Origin of the sequence: Brevibacillus fluminis (assembly GCF_003710825.1) — a bacterium.
Classification (GTDB): domain Bacteria; phylum Bacillota; class Bacilli; order Brevibacillales; family Brevibacillaceae; genus Brevibacillus_D; species Brevibacillus_D fluminis.
This window is the reverse complement of record NZ_RHHQ01000007.1, coordinates 165,317-183,391: the sequence shown is the minus strand read 5'-3', so window position 1 is coordinate 183,391 and position 18,075 is coordinate 165,317. Positions and strand designations below refer to the sequence as shown.

15 protein-coding genes and 2 riboswitches are annotated in these 18,075 nt (G+C 49.2%); of the genes, 1 reads left to right on the top strand and 14 read right to left on the bottom strand.

Going from position 1 to position 18,075, the window contains the following annotated elements:
• Nucleotides 1-23 precede the first annotated feature (23 nt).
• The 10 genes from EDM56_RS07715 to EDM56_RS07670 all read right to left on the bottom strand — a co-directional run bounded on the left by EDM56_RS07715 (nucleotide 24) and on the right by EDM56_RS07670 (nucleotide 10,124).
• Nucleotides 24-284 carry an HPr family phosphocarrier protein gene (locus EDM56_RS07715; RefSeq protein WP_122917320.1) on the bottom strand — a complete coding sequence of 87 codons (261 nt, stop codon included), beginning with the start codon at nucleotides 282-284 and terminating at the stop codon, nucleotides 24-26.
• 27 nt (nucleotides 285-311) lie between these two features.
• Nucleotides 312-1,391: an SIS domain-containing protein gene (locus tag EDM56_RS07710; RefSeq protein ID WP_122917319.1), complete on the bottom strand. Its 1,080-nt coding sequence runs from the start codon at nucleotides 1,389-1,391 to the stop codon at nucleotides 312-314.
• A gap of 27 nt (nucleotides 1,392-1,418) precedes the next feature.
• Nucleotides 1,419-2,237 (bottom strand): PTS system mannose/fructose/sorbose family transporter subunit IID, encoded by an 819-nt coding sequence (locus EDM56_RS07705; RefSeq protein WP_122917318.1) that lies wholly within the window; start codon nucleotides 2,235-2,237, stop codon nucleotides 1,419-1,421.
• On the bottom strand, nucleotides 2,230-2,982 hold the full coding sequence (locus tag EDM56_RS07700; protein WP_122917317.1) for a PTS mannose/fructose/sorbose/N-acetylgalactosamine transporter subunit IIC: 753 nt from the start codon (nucleotides 2,980-2,982) through the stop codon (nucleotides 2,230-2,232). The genes EDM56_RS07705 and EDM56_RS07700 overlap by 8 nt, the downstream gene beginning before the upstream one ends.
• A 13-nt stretch (nucleotides 2,983-2,995) precedes the next feature.
• Nucleotides 2,996-3,469, bottom strand: coding sequence for a PTS sugar transporter subunit IIB (locus EDM56_RS07695; RefSeq protein ID WP_122917316.1), 474 nt, complete (start codon nucleotides 3,467-3,469; stop codon nucleotides 2,996-2,998).
• Between the two features lie 38 nt (nucleotides 3,470-3,507).
• Entirely contained in the window at nucleotides 3,508-3,900 is a 393-nt protein-coding gene (locus EDM56_RS07690; protein WP_183192340.1) for a PTS sugar transporter subunit IIA, read from the bottom strand.
• Between the two features lie 76 nt (nucleotides 3,901-3,976).
• A complete protein-coding gene (locus EDM56_RS07685; RefSeq protein WP_122917314.1) occupies nucleotides 3,977-6,811 on the bottom strand; it encodes a sigma 54-interacting transcriptional regulator in 2,835 nt (944 codons plus the stop codon).
• Between the two features lie 164 nt (nucleotides 6,812-6,975).
• Nucleotides 6,976-7,725, bottom strand: coding sequence for a succinate dehydrogenase iron-sulfur subunit (gene sdhB / locus EDM56_RS07680; protein WP_122917313.1), 750 nt, complete (start codon nucleotides 7,723-7,725; stop codon nucleotides 6,976-6,978).
• 2 nt (nucleotides 7,726-7,727) lie between these two features.
• On the bottom strand, nucleotides 7,728-9,491 hold the full coding sequence (gene sdhA / locus EDM56_RS07675; protein ID WP_122917312.1) for a succinate dehydrogenase flavoprotein subunit: 1,764 nt from the start codon (nucleotides 9,489-9,491) through the stop codon (nucleotides 7,728-7,730).
• Between the two features lie 18 nt (nucleotides 9,492-9,509).
• Nucleotides 9,510-10,124, bottom strand: a complete 615-nt coding sequence (locus EDM56_RS07670; protein ID WP_122917311.1) for a succinate dehydrogenase cytochrome b558 subunit — start codon at nucleotides 10,122-10,124, stop codon at nucleotides 9,510-9,512.
• A gap of 391 nt (nucleotides 10,125-10,515) precedes the next feature.
• Between EDM56_RS07670 and EDM56_RS07665 the strand changes: the two genes are divergently transcribed.
• Nucleotides 10,516-10,995: a DUF2507 domain-containing protein gene (locus EDM56_RS07665; protein ID WP_122917310.1), complete on the top strand. Its 480-nt coding sequence runs from the start codon at nucleotides 10,516-10,518 to the stop codon at nucleotides 10,993-10,995.
• A gap of 221 nt (nucleotides 10,996-11,216) precedes the next feature.
• Here EDM56_RS07665 and metX read toward each other — a convergent pair whose 3' ends face one another.
• The 4 genes from metX to EDM56_RS07640 form a co-directional block, all read right to left on the bottom strand.
• The gene (metX, locus tag EDM56_RS07660; RefSeq protein WP_122917309.1) at nucleotides 11,217-12,278 is read right to left on the bottom strand and encodes a homoserine O-acetyltransferase MetX; all 1,062 of its coding nucleotides are present in this window, start codon (nucleotides 12,276-12,278) and stop codon (nucleotides 11,217-11,219) included.
• 92 nt (nucleotides 12,279-12,370) lie between these two features.
• A riboswitch (SAM riboswitch) is annotated at nucleotides 12,371-12,476 on the bottom strand.
• Between the two features lie 67 nt (nucleotides 12,477-12,543).
• The gene (locus EDM56_RS07655; RefSeq protein ID WP_122917308.1) at nucleotides 12,544-13,785 is read right to left on the bottom strand and encodes an aspartate kinase; all 1,242 of its coding nucleotides are present in this window, start codon (nucleotides 13,783-13,785) and stop codon (nucleotides 12,544-12,546) included.
• Between the two features lie 293 nt (nucleotides 13,786-14,078).
• Nucleotides 14,079-14,269, bottom strand: a riboswitch (Lysine riboswitch).
• Between the two features lie 82 nt (nucleotides 14,270-14,351).
• The gene (gene uvrC, locus EDM56_RS07645; protein ID WP_221175970.1) at nucleotides 14,352-16,130 is read right to left on the bottom strand and encodes an excinuclease ABC subunit UvrC; all 1,779 of its coding nucleotides are present in this window, start codon (nucleotides 16,128-16,130) and stop codon (nucleotides 14,352-14,354) included.
• A gap of 122 nt (nucleotides 16,131-16,252) precedes the next feature.
• Nucleotides 16,253-17,965 (bottom strand): methyl-accepting chemotaxis protein, encoded by a 1,713-nt coding sequence (locus EDM56_RS07640; RefSeq protein WP_122917305.1) that lies wholly within the window; start codon nucleotides 17,963-17,965, stop codon nucleotides 16,253-16,255.
• Nucleotides 17,966-18,075 lie beyond the last annotated feature (110 nt).

The following is an 18,075-nucleotide window of genomic DNA, read 5'->3' as shown; positions in this document are numbered from 1 at the left end:
GAGCTTCTTGCCAAGCCCCAGTCTTAATCCTTTAGTGTGCCAACCAACTCTTTCAGTTCCTGCACCGCTTTATGCTCGTCCTCACCTTGTGCGACGATCGCAATCTCCGTGCCCGATCCGATTCCAAGCCCCATGATGCATGTAATGCTTTTTCCGTTTGCTTTTGCCATCCCTTTCACAATCGTAATGGAACTGGTGAATTTGCGAGCGGTCTCAACGAATTGCGCTGCAGGCCTTGCATGCAAACCACTTTTATTGGTAACGACCACGTTTGCCTCTGCCATCTCTTCCACTCCTACCTTTTGTCTCTACTATTCAAAAAAACGCTTGCTGTTCATAAATCCGTGAAAATCGGGGTAACGAACCTGACTCATGTCAACCCCGCGCTCTTTAGCCAGCCGAAAAAATAAAACCTGTAACGGCACGATATATTCGAGCGGCGTAAAATCCAAATCGTCGATAAACGGGATGCCCAGCTGCTTTCCTTGATACCCCTCCTCTTCTTTGGTCACGATGAAGGAGGTTTGTGTCTTACTGGAAAAATATTCATTCAGTCGCAGTGCACGTTCCTTCCCAACGCCTGCGGGGACTATGAAAAAGATAAAGCTCTTTTCATCAATGGCGTTATATGGTCCATGCATGAATTCTTCAAGCTCGTAGACGCTGACGGGAATTCGGGATGTTTCGAGGAACTTCAGACCGGCTTCAAGCGCGGTTCCGTAATTGTTGCCATATCCCGACACAATCAGTGTTTCAGCCGCAAGCAACGTCTCCCTGTTTTGCTTAAACCATTGATCGGCTTTACGGATTACAAGAGGGAGCCGTTCAACAGTTGCCGTCATTCGTTCCAAATAATCACGATACGTCTTTTCATCGATGCGCTGTTGCGCGTACGCACCTTCTACCGCCGCCAAGCAAAACGCCAGCACGGTTGCCGTATATCCCTTTGTGGTTGCCCCAACCTTCTCTTCCCCTGAGGGAACGATCAGTGTATGGGCAGCATGCTCCGTAATGTACGAGCCTTCTTCTGAAGTGACGGCAAGCGTTGCAATTCCCCATGCATTCGCCTTTTTTATACTGTTCACGGTCGCCGTACTTTCTCCGCTTTGTGAGATTCCCACCACAAGCGTTTCGTTGTCATAAACGGTTTCATATTGATAAAAGGAATGTGCCAGCTGCACATCAACCTGAATGTGCAACAGCTTCTGCATAAAATATTTGGCCGACTGTGCCGCATTATACGATGAACCTGACCCAGTAAGGATCACTTTTGAAATTTTGCGACTTGTGATGAGATTCACGAAGCTTTCGGATATTTGCTTAGAATTTTGTATCATGCTTGCAAGCAGCACCGGTTGCTCTTCAATATAGTCATATAGTTCAACTGTCATTTGCTCTCTCTCCCTTTCCCCTTCTATCTACAGCAATCCAATAACCTTTCCAACGACGCCAAAAAGGATTAACCCGATCAATAGATACACAACCTTGACCTGTTTTTGTTTCACCAAATAAAACACGATAAGCGTAAGCATCAAAGGCAGTAAAGAAGGCAAAATTTTATCAAGCACACTCTGCATTTCTACTTTTGCCCCCGAAATTTCGATCACCATCGGCGTTTTGAACTCGACCATCGTCGCCGTCATCGCACCGACTGCCATAAGCCCGACGATGGAAGCTCCTTTTGTGATCTTTTGCGTAATCCCGCTTGCGGCCGCTGTGCTCAAATATTTAATGCCCGCTCGATAGCCAAGCATAACGCCTTGGTACCGAACGAGATAATGCGGGATATTAAAAAGCAAGATGTAAAACAACAGGCCGATCGCATTTCCCTTTGAGGTCAACGACGCGCCAACCGCTGCGGCGATGACCCTGAAGGTTCCCCAAAAAAACGTATCGCCGATCCCTGCTAGTGGACCCATCAAACCGGCTTTGACCGCGTTGATCGAATCGGGATTAAAGGACTTGTCTCGGGCATTTTGCTCCTCCATGGCGGTGGAGACACCCATGATAAAGCCGCCCATCCATGGTGCCGTATTAAAGAACTCCAGGTGCCGTTTGATCCCCGCGGTAAGCTCCTCTTTCGTTTTATATAGCTTCTTGAGGATCGGGATCATGGCATAAGCGAAGCCAAGCGCCTGCATCCGTTCAAAATTCCAAGAGCCTTGCAGCATCAGGGAGCGGAAGAAAACTTTCAGGAGTTCTTTCTTACCAATCACGTTGTCTTCCGATTTACTCATTGAAGCTCACCCTTTCCTCATCCGTCCGATCATATTGAGCAAGTATTAACGCAATGATGGCGCCGATTATGGCAACAGCCAAAATATCCAGCTTGAGGTATGCAGCTAAAATGAAGCCCAAGGCGTAAAATGGAGCGAGCTTTTTGCTGATCATCATACTCATCAGCAAGGAAAAGCCAATGGCCGGCAATAATAATGCTCCCGAAAGAAGCCCGTCGAGAAGCCATTGCGGCATCGCCTTGATCACGCTGTCCATGAAAGCGGAGCCGAGCAGGAGCATAATGAAGGTCGGCAAAAACCCGTTCAAAAAAAACATGACAAACCCCAGACGATGCATTCGTTCCACGCCCTTGAGATTCCCCTCCTCGGCGTACTTGTCTGCTCGGTGAATCAATGGCGTATTGATGATCCGCACGAGATCTCCGACACGGTCAGCCAAAAGCGCCACAGGAACCGCCAACGTCAAAGCTACTGCAGCCCCTTGATTCGACATGATGGCAAACGAAGTTCCGAGCGCTGCAGCCGTAACCACATCCCCGGTTCCTGCTGCCCCCACTTGTACGGCTCCGATAAAAATGAGTTCAAGTGTACCACCGATAATGATGCCCGTTTGCAAATCACCAAGCACTAAGCCTACTAAAGGCCCGATAATAATCGGTCTGCCGAGCATGTTATCTCCCAAAATGCGTGAATCCAAAATCCCAAAACCGGCGATGATGCCAATCAGTAGAGCTTGAAGTAACATAGCCTGGCCCCCTCTATGCTAGCAATTCAGAAATCGGTTTCTTCTTTTCCGTAGGAACCTGTCTGACTTCCACTTCCACGCCAATTTGCAGTAATGATTGAAAAACGTTGATATCTGCCTCATCCACAGCAACGGCGGAGGAAATCATTCTTTTGCCTTTCGCCATGCGCATTCCGCCCACATTGATGGACTTGATTTCCTCAACCCCCTCTGCCAGCTGTAACGAATCGGCTGCATTATCAACCAACACAAGAATCGAATATTTGGCTGATTCTTCACTCGAAAGAAAAGCGATGGCATCGTTTACAGAAAGCAAGATAAGCTTCACTCCCGGGGGCTTTGCCAAATTCAGCGTCATTTTTTTCAGTTCATCTTGGATCACGGCATTGTTCGCCACCAAAATACAATTGACATCCAGCTGTTTGGACCAGGCAAAAGCCACTTGGCCGTGAATCAGCCGATCATCGATACGTACGAGTTTAATCATTGAACGTGCTCCCTTCAGTTGGAGGTATAGTGTCTTTTTTAAACGAGCTGATTTACATAAACGATTCCCGCTTTTCCTTTTTCGATCGAATCCTGTATGACCGCCTGCAGATTCTCCCCTTCATCTGAGACCAGAATCTCCAATGCCATCGGTAGATTGACACCTGTAATGACATGAAGGTTTTGACACGGGATATATTCCAAAAATGTGTTGGTAACGCTTCCACCAAGCAAGTCTGTGAGAACGACCGTCTCCACGTCTTCTCCGTTTAGCCGAATGAGTGCCTCGATTTGTTGTTTGACGGAATCTTGGCTGTCATTCGGAGTGATGGAAACATATTCGACGTTCCCCAACGCGCCGACAATCATCGATGCTGAATCCACAATTCCTTTCGAAAGGCTTCCGTGTGAAGCAATGATGTAACGTCTCAAAAATGCCACCTCCTCTCTTGCCCCATTAAAATAGCAAAAGCTATGCCAAGTAGTGTATCCCTACCTGGCATAGCTTTTAAACCCGGATTTTATCTGTCCCCAAGCTGATGATATCGAAGATATAGCCGATTTCTGTCACAGGAATCGTTACATTGTAAACGTCCTCAATGACACTAAAGCACTTTTTCACGTTTGAAATGAATAATTTTTGACACTGTGCAAACTCTTCCAGATTTTCATACGTGTTGATGGAGTCGTTTTTGACCAACCGTTCCACCAAACAGCTGAGATGGACAAACAGCCTGATTTTGGTGCTATTGCCAAACTCGATGCCCAGCTCTGCTTGCAGCTGATCGGTGACCAACTCAATGTAGTTCATCACTTTATCCGGATTCAAAATGGTGACATGGTTGATCACGCTCTGTAAAGAGAACAGCTTGATCATTTTTTTGTTGATCTGTCCGATCTCTTCCTCGGCAACGACCTCTTTAAAAATTACTCCCAGTTGTTCCGTGCTTTTTTCCAGCATGATGTCTTCAAGGGCAATGAACGGCACGATATCCACTTTCGGATCAGCCGTTCCGATAATCCCCATGACCTGATACTGCTGAAAAATCCGATCGTTCTTCCCGTTATTTTTGAGTCGCAAATAATCGTACGAGAAAATATCGACATCGACGGGGTAGTCCTCCAATGCTTTTTTCAGCAAATCGGTTATTTTGTCTGCGGTACCGATTCCCGTCATGCATGTCGTTACAATCGCTTTTTTCTTTTCCCGTTCATTTTTCATCAACGCATAACGCGGTTGGCAATCCTCCGTAACCTGTTTCACAATTTCATCCACGTCAAGCCCACCCAAGATCTTGCTCCCGGTCTTTAAGGCTAAATAGGTGGTGATATTATTGATGATGCCTACCGTGCCGTCTACGAGCCCATCCAGGCTCATATGAATCTCTTCCAGCGATCCCATGTCGACAAGGATGATGATTCCGTTCCCCGTATTTACCTGTTTCACGTAATCGACAAGCTGGGTTGTGATCTGCTCGATGCTAGTATCGAACGGCATGTCCAATGATTCAAAGACATATTGTCCCAATAGACGGTTCGCTACATGGGCGATGCTGCTTGCCGTAGAATGCCCGTGTGAGATGATGATCGCGCGAATCCGGTTTACGTCGAGATTTTTATTCGTTCCCTTGATATAGATGGTAAACAAAGCGATGTCTTCTTGTGTCAAATCTACGCCAATATGTGTTTTGATCAGCTCCGTTAACGTTACCGCGACCTCGTACTCTTTGGCGTACAGGTTTTTCACCCGTTCAATTAGATCAATTGCCTTTTTCGCTCGCCCCTTTTGGTTGTCATAACCTTTTCGTGTACGAAAAAAGACGTAATGGGAAAAAACATTTGCCGTGTTCGAATACAGGCTCCATCCCGATTTTTCCGTGACGAGCTGAAGAAGGCTATCCATCACTTTGCGGATATAGGCAAACCGCTTCATATACCCCAAAAATGACTTGTTGATCTCCCCAACAATTTGATCCAATGCCGTATCGATCACCTTATTGGCATCCGCAATGCACTCTTCATGCTCTAGGATATCTTTAGCAAAATTATCATAGATTCCGTTCAATTGATCGAGCATCTCGGTCAAAATCGATTCCGCTTGGATAACATAGCTGACATCATTTTCACGGTGCTGCTCCTGAATCACCAAGTCATCGAAGGGGATATCTTTGGAAGTCATCTTATCCCTTATGCTGCTTTTTTCAATAAAATCATCCGGAATATGGCTGACCATGATCGACAGCGTCTTGCTTCCAGCCGTTTGTGCGTGATTCCCGATCGCTTGATAAAAGGCATTGGCGCAGGTGTACTTGACAATATTTCGGAGTTCTCCGATATTTCCGACGTATTCGGTGCCCGCCAGCAGATTCATCACTTGCTTTTGAATTAGCAACGTTCGCTTAATCGTGCCGCTTTCTTGCGCGAAAAAGGTCGATATGATCTCCACCTTTTCCTGAAAGCTTCGTTCCTTGAGAGACGGTATTTTCACGATGATAGGAATGCGGCGCAGAAATGTTTGAATTAACACTTCTTGCAATTGCTCCGTCGTTGCAAACGCAAGCCTGACTTTTGCTTTTCGCCAGCCCTGCGTTTCACCAAGCCTGCGGAATACCCCTTTATCCATAAACAAAAAAAGCTTTTCCTGCCCTTCAGGCGAAAGACGATGGATTTCGTCCAGAAACAGAAACCCATTATGGGCTTCTTCGATAAAGCCGGTCTTATTTTCCGCCGCTCCCGTAAAAGCACCTTTCATGTATCCAAACAGATTGGCTGTCAGAAGCTCCGGGTTGTTGGCGAATTCCGAGCAGTTGACGACGATAAAAGGAGCTGAACGGTCGATGAGGTCACGATCAAGCGCATACTCGTACATGAGCTGTGCCAGCAAGCTCTTTCCGACCCCAGTCGCTCCGTGAATCAAAACGGGCAATCCGCTAGGTGGATAGTTGACGGCGACCTTGCACTGCTCAATTTCATAGTGAATGGTATTGTTGTAGCCAATCATCCGAGCAAATGGATCGCTTGTCCTACGATTTGAATGTCTCAGGTAGTCAAAAAACTCCGCCTTGCTTTGAAATTCATGCTGACCGATTGCCATGTTAAGCTTTTGCTCCACGGTCTCTTTGCAGAAGAAATAAACAGGGCGCGTATTTATTTTGAGCACTGATTCGCCTCGAACCAGCTCCGTTAGCGCTTGGCTCACCGCGTTTCGCTTTTTCCCCAGCGTTTCTGCGATATGGCCGCTCGTACAAGCCAACCATTGTCGTTCGTTATTATAATCCTCATTCGTAAAATCCAATTCAATCGTGCAAACCTTGAGATGCTCATAAATGATGTCCTTATTCATAGGTGCCCCCCGCTGCAAAGACTCCCGATAAACCGGTTAATGCTTTCTGTACACCGTAATACATTTCAAAATCTACTGTCAACTCAGGGGCTCGCGTAGACTTTAGAAAAATAAAATGCCCCCACGACAGACGATCGCGGGGGCAAACTCAGCTACACCGCTTCTTACGAGAAGAAGAACGATTTCACTGCGTATTTGATTGTTTCTTTGTTCATGTGAGCGATGGAAGTGGTGAGTGGAATGCCTTTCGGGCAAGCCTGCACGCAGTTTTGCGAGTTACCGCAATCCGCGATACCGCCTTTTTCCAGCAATGCTTCCAAACGCTCGCCTTTGTGCATGGAACCAGTTGGATGCTCATTGAACAAACGAACTTGGGAGATCGCGAACGGACCGATGAAGTCGGACTTCTGGTTTACGTTCGGGCATGCTTCCAAGCATACGCCACACGTCATGCATTTGGACAGTTCATATGCCCATTGACGCTCAACTTCAGGCATGCGAGGGCCTGGGCCCAGGTCATGCGTACCGTCGATCGGTACCCATGCTTTTACGCGTTTCAGCGCATCGAACATGCGGGTACGGTCTACGGACAGGTCACGCTGCACTTTGAACGTCGTCATTGGAGCAACGCGAACTGGCTGCTGCAGCTTGTCGATCAGCGCGGAGCAAGCTTGGCGAGGCTTGCCGTTGATGACCATCGAGCAAGCGCCGCACACTTCCTCCAAGCAGTTGGATTCCCAAATAACCGGCTTGGTTTTTTGACCGGATGCGTTAACCGGGTTACGTTGGATCTCCATCAAGCAAGAGATAACGTTCATGTTTTGACGATAAGGAATTTTGAACTCTTCGGTATATGGCGTGCTGTCAGGCGTATCCTGACGAGTGATAATCAGGTGAACTAATTTTTCAGCCATGATTAATGACCACCCTTCTTGGATGTAGAGTAATCACGCTTCCGAGGCTCGATCAGCGAGACGTCTACATCTTCATAGTAAATCTCAGGTGCAGTTGTTTCCGCATTGTACTTCGCCATGGTTGTTTTCATGAACTGCTCATCGTTACGATCTGGGAATTCAGGCTTGTAGTGAGCACCACGGCTTTCGTCACGCTTCAGAGCACCGATGGTCATAGCGCGGGACAGTGCAAGCATGTTCCACAGGTGACGCGTGAAGGATGCACCGGCATTGCTCCATTTTTGCGTATCGTTTAGGTTGATACGCTGGTAGCGTTCCATCAGCTCTTGAATTTTATCATCTGTTTTTTGCAGGCGATCGTTGTAGCGAACAACCGTCATGTTAGCGGTCATCCAGTCACCCAGCTCTTTGTGGATAACATAAGCGTTTTCGTTGCCGTCCATTTTCATGATGTTGTCGTATTTGTCCTGCTCTTTTTTGGTGTAGCTGTCGAATACGGAGCTGGATACGTCGCTCGAGGATTTCTCCAAGCTGTTCATGTACTCGATCGCTTTTGGACCTGCTACCATACCGCCAAAGATCGCGGACAACAAGGAGTTTGCACCCAGACGGTTAGCACCGTGCTGCGAGAAGTCGCACTCACCAGCAGCGAACAAGCCAGGGATATTGGTCATTTGGTTGTAGTCAACCCACATGCCGCCCATCGAATAGTGGACCGCAGGGAAAATGCGCATTGGCACTTTGCGTGGGTCTTCCCCAACGAATTTTTCATAGATTTCAATGATACCGCCCAGTTTTACATCCAGCTCTTTCGGATCTTTGTGGGACAGGTCGAGGTACACCATGTTTTCGCCGTTGATACCCAGCTTCATGTCTACGCACACGGAGAAAATCTCACGAGTCGCGATGTCACGCGGAACAAGGTTTCCGTATGCTGGATATTTTTCTTCAAGGAAGTACCAAGGCTTACCGTCTTTGTACGTCCACACGCGTCCACCTTCACCACGAGCGGATTCGGACATTAGGCGCAGCTTGTCGTCGCCTGGGATTGCGGTCGGGTGAATTTGGATGAACTCGCCGTTCGCATAAATAACGCCTTGTTGATACAGCGCGGAAGCGGCAGTACCAGTATTGATGATCGAGTTGGTTGTTTTACCGAATACGATACCAGGGCCACCGGTTGCCATGATGACAGCGTCAGCAGCGAACGATTTGATTTCGCTGGAACGCAGGTTTTGCGCTGTAATCCCGCGGCAAACGCCGGATTCGTCCAAAACTGCTCCGAGGAAATCCCAGTATTCATATTTGGTAACCAAACCTTCTGCTTCGTAACGACGAACTTGCTCATCCAGCGCATACAACAGCTGTTGACCGGTAGTCGCACCTGCAAATGCTGTACGGTGATGCTGCGTGCCCCCGAAACGGCGGAAGTCCAAAAGACCTTCCGGGGTACGGTTGAACATAACACCCATGCGGTCCAGCATGTAAATGATCCCCGGTGCAGCGTCACACATCGCTTTTACCGGCGGTTGGTTTGCCAAGAAGTCTCCACCATAAATAGTGTCGTCAAAGTGAATCCATGTAGAGTCGCCTTCCCCTTTTGTGTTGACGGCACCATTGATGCCGCCCTGCGCACAGACGGAGTGAGAACGTTTCACCGGAACGAGGGAGAACAGTTCGACAGGAACACCTTTTTCAGCTGCACGAATGGTTGCCATCAGACCAGCAAGGCCACCACCAACTACGATTAATTTGCTCTTTGCCATGGTTTTTTCCCCCTTTTCCTACTGGATGAATGCTGTGATTGCACGCACTCCGATAAAGCCAACCACTACGAAAATGATCATAGTGACGTAGGTTGCGATGCGTTGCGAACGCGGACCTACTGTTATTCCCCAGTGAACCAGGAAAGCCCAGATACCGTTGGAGAAGTGGAATACGGCAGCAAGCGTACCGATAATGTAAAAAATCATGAAGCCTGGGTTGGACAGAACGTTTGCCATCATGTCATAGTTCAGTTCAACATTGCCAAGCGCGAATTGAATGCGGGTTTGGAATACGTGCCACGCCAGGAAGATCAGGGTGATCACCCCGGTGATACGTTGCCACAGGAACATTTGGTTGCGGAAATAGCTGAAAGTACCGACGTTGTTCTTTGCTTGGAACGCGATGTACAAACCGTAAATTGCGTGGAACAGCAAAGGAATGTAGATAAAGACAAATTCGAGAACAATCAGGAACGGTAGGCTTTCCATAAATCCTACCCCGCTGTTAAATGCTTCAGCGCCTTTTGTTGCTTGGTAGTTGACAGTCAAGTGAACCAGCAAAAAGAGACCGACTGGAACCAAACCAAGTAATGAATGCAGCTTTCGACTCAAAAAGTGATGGCTGTTCGCCATGCAAAGTTCCCTCCTTAATGATATGTAGTGACTTCTCCTTATCCTTGCCCGCAATACAGTGGGTTAGACATACTGAGGCAGCCGACAAAGATTGTGCCCGCTTTCACATACTGCTACCTGTAATTATACCCGCAGCAGTTACACGAAAGGCAGCAGCTCTCATTGCAGCCTTGTCAAAATATGTCGTTAATAAGAAAAAAGTATAGACATTCTGTGACCAAAACCATTGTACTCCTGTCCACAAAGAGCGTCAAGACAGTGAATAGACTTATTCTTTTTTTAGATTGAATGATAGTTTTTTTTGTCGATTAAGAGTTTTCGGTCATTTGGCGTCATTTTCATTCATAGAGTATAGCGTAATGCTACTGCTAGTCAAAGGAGAGAGTGCCTCATGCGTACAGAAACCAGCCCGCTGCGCTCGCTGATCCCCGCCCCTCTGCTTGCCCGTCTGGAACAGGCCAACATGCCCTATACAGGCTATCATCTGCTCCGGGAGACATTGTTTACCCGCTTGCTCGGCGAGAGCGAGGCATCGATCCTGTATTGGCTTGGTCGGGACCTTGGCACGGAGCTGAATATCCAGAGCGAGGACGATCTGGTCTTGACCTTCATCCAACTGGGACTCGGCAAGCTCGAACCCGTGAAGCTCGAAAAGAAATTCGCCGGCTACCGGCTCTCCCATCCGCAATTCATGTACTATACGACAGAACGTCTTTCGCGCTCTCTCGCGCTGGAGTGCGGTATCGTGGCCGGGGCGCTCAGCCGCTTGCATGATCCCTGCCCGCTTCATGGGCAGTTTTTAGTCGTTTGTGCAAAAGACAGCCGCCCTGAACATGCGCTCATTACAATAGAAGAAAGAAGAACTCCTTAAGCCTGCTTTTTAGAAAACCTGGCTACGCCATGCTTTTTGGCGGAGCCGCGGTTGCACTTATACTGGATAAGAATTTTTTAAATTCTTATCTGTACAAAAAAAGGGGCTTCGCCAGCGATCAGCGGAGCCACCGTTTCCCCTCTATAAATGAGGCTGGGAACTATTGCTTGCCCGCGTAAGAAAAGCCAGTGGAAGGAATCACTGACATTTCTTCCTTATTATTAGGCGAAATAAGGGGCAACGAGGCGGGCCATTTTTTGAAACTCGACGAGGAAGCCGTCATGTCCGTACTTGGAATCGATTGTGTAAAAGTCGACAGCGATTCCGTTTTTCTTCATCAGCTCCGCCATCTCTTCTTGATGCTCGATCGGATACAAAAGGTCATTGGTGATGGCGATGCTGACCACTTTTGCCCGGATGTGCTTGATCGCTTCTTCGATCCCATCGCGACCTCTGCCGATGTCGTGCGTATCCATCGCTTTTAGTAGGTACAGGTAGCTGTTGGCGTCAAAACGCTCGACCAGCTTTTCCCCCTGATAGCGCAAATAGCTTTCGATCTGAAACGTCGTATCATGCAGATGCTGGCTCGCTTTCGCCTGTAGGCTGCGCCCGAACCGCTCCTCAAACAGCTCTGCCGTTCGGTAGGTGATCATCCCAAGCATCCGTGCCGTGGAAAGACCGTTTTTCGGCCCGGGGCCCGGATAGTAGTGTCCGCCCTGCCATTCCGGATCATTACAAATCGCCTGGCGCCCGACGTCATTGTAGGCGATGGAGATAGCCGACAAGCGCGAACATGTCGCTATGGGAACGACCATGTCCATCATGTCTGGATAAGTTACGGCCCATTCATACACCTGCATGCCGCCCATCGACCCGCCGATGACGGCATACAGATGCTCGACGCCGAGCTGCTTTACCAAATGGTATTGGGCTGTCACCATATCGCGGACGGTCACGACAGGAAACGCGGAGCCGTACGGTTTACCCGTGGACGGCGAACAGCTCGCAGGACCAGTGGTGCCATAACAGCCACCCAACACGTTGCTACAGATGACAAAATAGTTGTTCGTATCAATCGGCATGCCTGGCCCGATCAGCCCTTCCCACCAGCCTGCACGCTCCTCGTCGCCCACCGCATACATATCCCCGGTAAGCGCATGACAAACCAGAACCGCGTTATTGCGTTCCGGATCAAAGCTCCCATATGTTTTGTACCCTACCTCTACCTGACAGAGCACTTCCCCTGACTCAAGTGTCAACTCTTCAATCACAATTTTCTGCAAAATTGCTCACTCCCCTGCCCGCGCATGACCAATTAAAAAACCCCTCTTTTCACGTTACGAAAAGAGGGGTGTTCTCATTAGAGTTCGACCCTCTCTTATCTACCAAACGCGCAAAACGTTTGCTGGAATTAGCACCTCTCCGAAAATCGGGGTTGCCGGGCTTCATCGGGCCAGTCCCTCCGCCACTCTAGATAAGAGTTACGATTCAATTTGCATTAATCATACGCTTGCAAGGGCGAGACTGTCAATATTTATTCATTTGTCCCTATATTCCGTGAACGACCGCCACTTCCTGTGCATCAAGCTGGAAAATCGAATGCAGCGCACGAACGGCACGATCTGCGTACTCCGACGCGATGACGCACGAAACTTTAATGTCCGAGGTCGACACCATTTTAATGGAAATTTCTTGCTGAGCCAACTCGCGGAACATTTCAGCCGCTACACCTGGATTGTTGACCATACCCGCGCCGACGATCGACACTTTGGTCAACGCTTCTTCGTATTCCACTTTGTCGAAGCCAAGGTCTGCACGGCTCACTTCCAGCGTTTGCAGGGCGTGGGTCAAATCGGAGCCTGCTACGGTGAAGGAAATGTTGCTCGCTTTGGCGTCATAGGAGCTTTGGATGATAATATCAACATTCACATGATGGGTAGCAAGCGTGTTGAACAAGCGGGACAATGTACCGACCTGTGCTGGCATACCTACTACCGTAATTTTTGCCACATCTTCATCATGTGCGACTCCACTTACGACTCTACCTGTTTCCAATGTTATTCCCTCCTGCACGTAAGTACCTTCTTCATCTGTAAAGCTGGAGCGCACAACAAGGCAAACTCCATATTTTTTCGCGCATTCGACGGAACGAGGATGCAGTACGCCCGCCCCCAAATTTGCCAGCTCCAGCATCTCGTCATACGAAATCACGTCAAGCTTCTGCGCTGCCGGAACGACACGCGGATCAGCGGTATACACGCCGGATACGTCCGTGAAAATTTCGCATTTGTCCGCTTTCAGGCTGGCTGCCAGCGCCACAGCCGTCGTATCCGAACCGCCACGGCCCAGCGTAGTGATTTCGCCTTCCTCAGAAATACCTTGGAAGCCCGCGACGATCACGATGTTGCCCTCTGCAAGTTCCGATTTCATTCGCTCGTTGTCGATATGCTTGATGCGAGCTTTGCCGTGTACCGATTCCGTGGTAATGCCCGCTTGCCAGCCGGTCAGCGATACAGCCCGATGCCCTTTTTTCTCCAGCATCATCGAGAGCAGCGAGATAGTGACCTGCTCGCCCGTAGACAAAAGCATATCCATCTCCCGTTCGTCCGGGTGGGCACTGATCTCTTTCGCCATGTCTACCAATACATCTGTCGATTTGCCCATCGCGGAGACAACGACGACCATTTGGTGCCCCGCTTCTTTGTAGGAGATGATTCGATCGGCTACACGCCCGATCCGTTCAATTGTTCCGACCGAAGTCCCTCCGAACTTTTGCACAACGATTCCCATTGTATTCTCTCCCCACTCCACTTATGTCTGTTTTTCTCTTTGTGTTTTTATCAGTAGGCTCTCTCTTTTTTGCCGACTCCGAATCGACGTTTTCTCTTTGATTTTTTATGTTAGAAAACCTGGCTACGCCATGCTTTTTGGCGGAGCCACGGTTGCACTTATACTGGATAAGAATTTTATAAATTCTTATCTGTACAAAAAAGGCATCGACAAGGAAACTCCTGTCGATGCCTGTAATAGACATAGTAGCTCCTCCTTCCCTTGTACACGCAGCCGAAAAAAACATTCGGCTCCCGTGAGATAGCTCTCCATCTGCTTGACGGGTAGATCAGGCAGATGACAGTCCTGTGTTTCTTCAACACAGACCCAGCACAAGGCACTTGGGCAGCACCATGCACTTCGGCGAATTCCCCTTTTCCGCTCCCGTCTTCGATTCCCAATCTGGTAGGAGGGTACTTATGGTTTTCGCGCCTCTACCTCAACTTCCAAAGGAAAGTGAGGTCTTATGAAGTTGGTGAAACAATAGTGAGAGTATAGCAAATAACAACTCAATTGGCAATGCTTTTTCAAACCATTTTTCGCAAATGGCTGATGATCTCCCGAGCGATCTTGTCCCCGATGCCGAGCTGACGGAAATCTTCAACCGTCGCTTCCTTCATCTTCTTGAGCGAACCAAAGTGCTGGAAAAGAAGCTTGCGGCGCTTTTCGCCTATTCCCGGAATTTCATCCAGCTGGGAAGACAGCATCGTTTTGGAACGGGATGCGCGGTGGAACGTGATGGCAAAACGGTGCACCTCGTCTTGGATCCGCTGAAGCAAATAAAACTCGTTGCTGTCCCGCTTGAGCGGAACCGGCTCGGGCGGGTCACCAAACAGGAGCATCGCCGTCTTATGTTTGTCATCCTTAGCAAGACCGCAGACTGGAATAAACAAGCCAAGCTCGTTTTCGAGCACGTCCATCGCTGCCTGAATCTGCCCCTTCCCACCATCGATGACGATCAGATCAGGAAACGGCTGATTTTCACGCAGCATGCGGCTGTATCGCCGGCGAATGACCTCGCGCATGGAGCCGTAATCGTCCGGCCCTTGCACGGTCTGGATTTTGTACTTGCGGTACTCTTTTTTGTCCGGGCGGCCATCGGTGAACACGATCATCGCCGAAACAGGCTCCGCACCCTGGATATTGGAGTTGTCGAAGGCTTCGATCCGGTGCGGCGTGCCGATCGACATCGCATGGCCGAGATTGTGCATCGCCTGGATCGTTCGGGCGTCGTCCTTGGACATCAAAGCGAATTTTTCCTCAAGCGCGATGCGCGCATTTTCGCTAGCCATCTGCACCAGCTCGACTTTTTTGCCGCGCTTCGGCGTCAGCACTTTGACGCCCAGCCATTCCGCCAAAAGCTCTGGTTCGCTTTCTTGTGGCAGTAAAATCTCTCTGGGCAAAACCTGCTGCTTGTCATAATAAAATTGCGTCACATACGACATGAAATCTTCCGTAGGTTCGCCATAGTAAGGAAAGGAGGTCGTCTGCCGCTCGATCATCTTTCCTTGGCGCATGTAAAACACCTGCACACACATCCAGCCTTTGTCGACGGCAAAGCCGAGGATGTCGCGATCGACTGTATCGGTAAAGGTGACCTTCTGCTTTTCCATCACAGCCTCAATATTGCGGATCTGGTCGCGCAGCTCCTTCGCCCGCTCAAATTCCATCGCCTCTGCTGCTTCCATCATCTTTTCGGTCAGCTGGGTCTTCATTGCTTCATGGCCGCCATCGAGGAATCGGTCGATCTCCTCAACAATGCGCTGGTTTTCCGCATCCTCCACTTCGTACACACAGGGAGCGAGACATTGCCCCATGTGATAGTACAAGCATACTTGTTTGGGCATGGTCTTGCACTTACGCAGCGGATACAGGCGGTCCAGCAGTTTTTTGACCTCTTGCGCCGCTCCCGCATTCGGGTACGGGCCGAAATAGCGCGCTTTATCCTTTAGCACCTTTCGGGTAATCTCCAGTCGGGGCTGTTTTTCGTTTGTAATCTTGATGTACGGATACGTCTTGTCGTCCTTCAGCATGACATTGTAACGCGGGTCATACTGCTTGATCAAATTGCACTCCAGCACAAGCGCCTCGATGGCCGAGGATACCACGATATATTCGAAATCGGTAATTTCGCTGACCAAGAGCTGGGTCTTGCCGTTGTGGCTCCCGGTAAAATAGGAGCGCACGCGGTTTTTCAGCACCTTGGCCTTGCCGACATAAATGATTTCACCATTTTTATTCTTCATCAGGTAACAGCCGGGTTTATCCGGCAGCACCGCCAATTTATCCTTTAAGCTGCTCAAAATCTCAGCCTCCATTCGAGCAGAATTCTCTTCTCTTATAGTAGCAAAAAAACAGATGTTCTGCTTTCCCAAAAAGAAAAGATAGAAAACAGCGTACTGCTCTGTCCTCTATCCTTCACTCTAGCTTACACCTTGAAACGGCTTGTCAGTTCGTGTAATTCTTGGGCCATTTGGTTCAAACTTTCAGTGGAAGCGGCAACTTCCTCCATTGCGGCCAGCTGTTCCTGTGAGGAAGCCGCCACAGAATGGGCATTTGTAAGCGAACCGCGCGCAATTTGCTCAATATAATTGACCGAATCCGCGAATTTGCGGGTGCTGGCCGCCATTTGTTCCGATGCGGACGAAACTTCTTCCATCTGCATCGCCACTTGATCGACCCGCTGTGTAATTTTTTCAAAAGCAGCTCCCGCTTCCTTGACGACCGACATGCCCTCGGACACTTCGGCATAGCCTTTGTCCATCGCCGTCACGGCACTATTCATCTCGTGGCGGATCACGTCAATCAAGCCCGCGATGCTATCCGCAGACACTTGCGATTGCTCCGCCAGCTTGCGTACCTCGTCGGCCACTACGGAAAAACCTCTGCCATGCTCGCCGGCGCGGGCCGCCTCAATCGCTGCATTGAGTGCGAGCAGGTTGGTCTGGGCGGAAATCTCGGCAATCGTCTCGACAATCTGGCCGATTTGTTGTGATTTATCCCCCAGCTGGCGCGTCATGTCCGCAGATTGATCCACAGTGGTTTGGATTCGCTGCATCTGTTCCATCACTTTGCGAATCGTTTCATTGCCGAGCTCTGCTTCTGCATTTGCCTCTTTGGACGTATAGGCGGCCGTGATAGCAGATTGCGCCACCCGTTCGATTCCGATCGCAATCTCTTCCATCGCCTGCACGCCTTCTTCCACTGATTGCAGCTGAAGATCAGCGCCATGTGATACTTCCTGGATTGAAGAGGCGATTTGATTGGTCGCTTCCGACGTCTGCTCTGTGCTTGCCGACAGCTGCTCGGCTGAGGAGGAGAGACTGATCGCATGGGTGCTGACACCACGGATCAGCTCGCGAAGCCCGCCTACCATGCTATTGAAATTGTTGGTCAAACGCCCAATCTCATCTTTCGAGCGGTAGGTACCTACGACGGACAAATCGCCGCGTTCCGCTTGTGCCATGCATCCTTGCAGCTGGCCAAGCGGAAGTGTAATCATTCGGGAAATTTGCCAGCCCAAGACGGCAAGCCCAAGCAGCGCGATCACATTCGCCGCAGTCATCGCAAATTGCGCCTGCCCAACGCTTTGCAGCGTGTCTTCATTCAGCCGTTTGGCAGTCGTGCGCGCATAATCAGCCAGTGTGGTGAGTTTATCATTCACCTGCGCTCGCAGCTGCTGCACTTTACTGCGGTACAGCTCGTAGGCTTCCTGCTGCTTATTGTCAGCCGCCAGTTCCAATAGCTTGTCATTTTCCGGCAGGTAGGCTACCACCGCAGCTTTATAGGACTCGACCATACTGTGCATGTTTTCACCCATTTGCGATTTTTCAAACATCGAGAAGCGCACGTCGTTCTCTTGCTTCAGCCGTTTGATCCGCCCGCTTAGCGTGTTTTCCAACTCTTCATCATGGTTCGCGATCATTTCCAGTGTCGTGGCCGCTAACGTTTCATTATTAATCTGGATTTGTTCAATCCACCCGATCGGGATGAGATTTTGATTGTACATCTCTTCCGAATTCGAAGCCATGTTTATCATGTGTAAATATCCTACAATCCCTATGCCTGTCATGAAAATGCCTGCAAAGAGAACCAATATTATCAGCTTGACCTTTATCGGTAAATTGCGAAAAAACGACACAGTAGACCTCCCGATACATCTTCACATCAAATCAGAATATTATGTATGAATTATATCCTTGTAAAAAACGCCAAAACAGCAGCACCTCTTCGTTAGGGTGCTGCTGCTTT

What these genes read in the sequence shown, in the direction of transcription:
- EDM56_RS07715 (WP_122917320.1), bottom strand. Translation starts at nt 284, where the DNA reads ATGGCAGAGGCAAACGTGGTCGTTACCAATAAAAGTGGTTTGCATGCA.
- EDM56_RS07710 (WP_122917319.1), bottom strand. Translation starts at nt 1,391, where the DNA reads ATGACAGTTGAACTATATGACTATATTGAAGAGCAACCGGTGCTGCTT.
- EDM56_RS07705 (WP_122917318.1), bottom strand. Translation starts at nt 2,237, where the DNA reads ATGAGTAAATCGGAAGACAACGTGATTGGTAAGAAAGAACTCCTGAAA.
- EDM56_RS07700 (WP_122917317.1), bottom strand. Translation starts at nt 2,982, where the DNA reads ATGTTACTTCAAGCTCTACTGATTGGCATCATCGCCGGTTTTGGGATT.
- EDM56_RS07695 (WP_122917316.1), bottom strand. Translation starts at nt 3,469, where the DNA reads ATGATTAAACTCGTACGTATCGATGATCGGCTGATTCACGGCCAAGTG.
- EDM56_RS07685 (WP_122917314.1), bottom strand. Translation starts at nt 6,811, where the DNA reads ATGAATAAGGACATCATTTATGAGCATCTCAAGGTTTGCACGATTGAA.
- sdhB (WP_122917313.1), bottom strand. Translation starts at nt 7,725, where the DNA reads ATGGCTGAAAAATTAGTTCACCTGATTATCACTCGTCAGGATACGCCT.
- sdhA (WP_122917312.1), bottom strand. Translation starts at nt 9,491, where the DNA reads ATGGCAAAGAGCAAATTAATCGTAGTTGGTGGTGGCCTTGCTGGTCTG.
- EDM56_RS07670 (WP_122917311.1), bottom strand. Translation starts at nt 10,124, where the DNA reads ATGGCGAACAGCCATCACTTTTTGAGTCGAAAGCTGCATTCATTACTT.
- EDM56_RS07665 (WP_122917310.1), top strand. Translation starts at nt 10,516, where the DNA reads ATGCGTACAGAAACCAGCCCGCTGCGCTCGCTGATCCCCGCCCCTCTG.
- EDM56_RS07655 (WP_122917308.1), bottom strand. Translation starts at nt 13,785, where the DNA reads ATGGGAATCGTTGTGCAAAAGTTCGGAGGGACTTCGGTCGGAACAATT.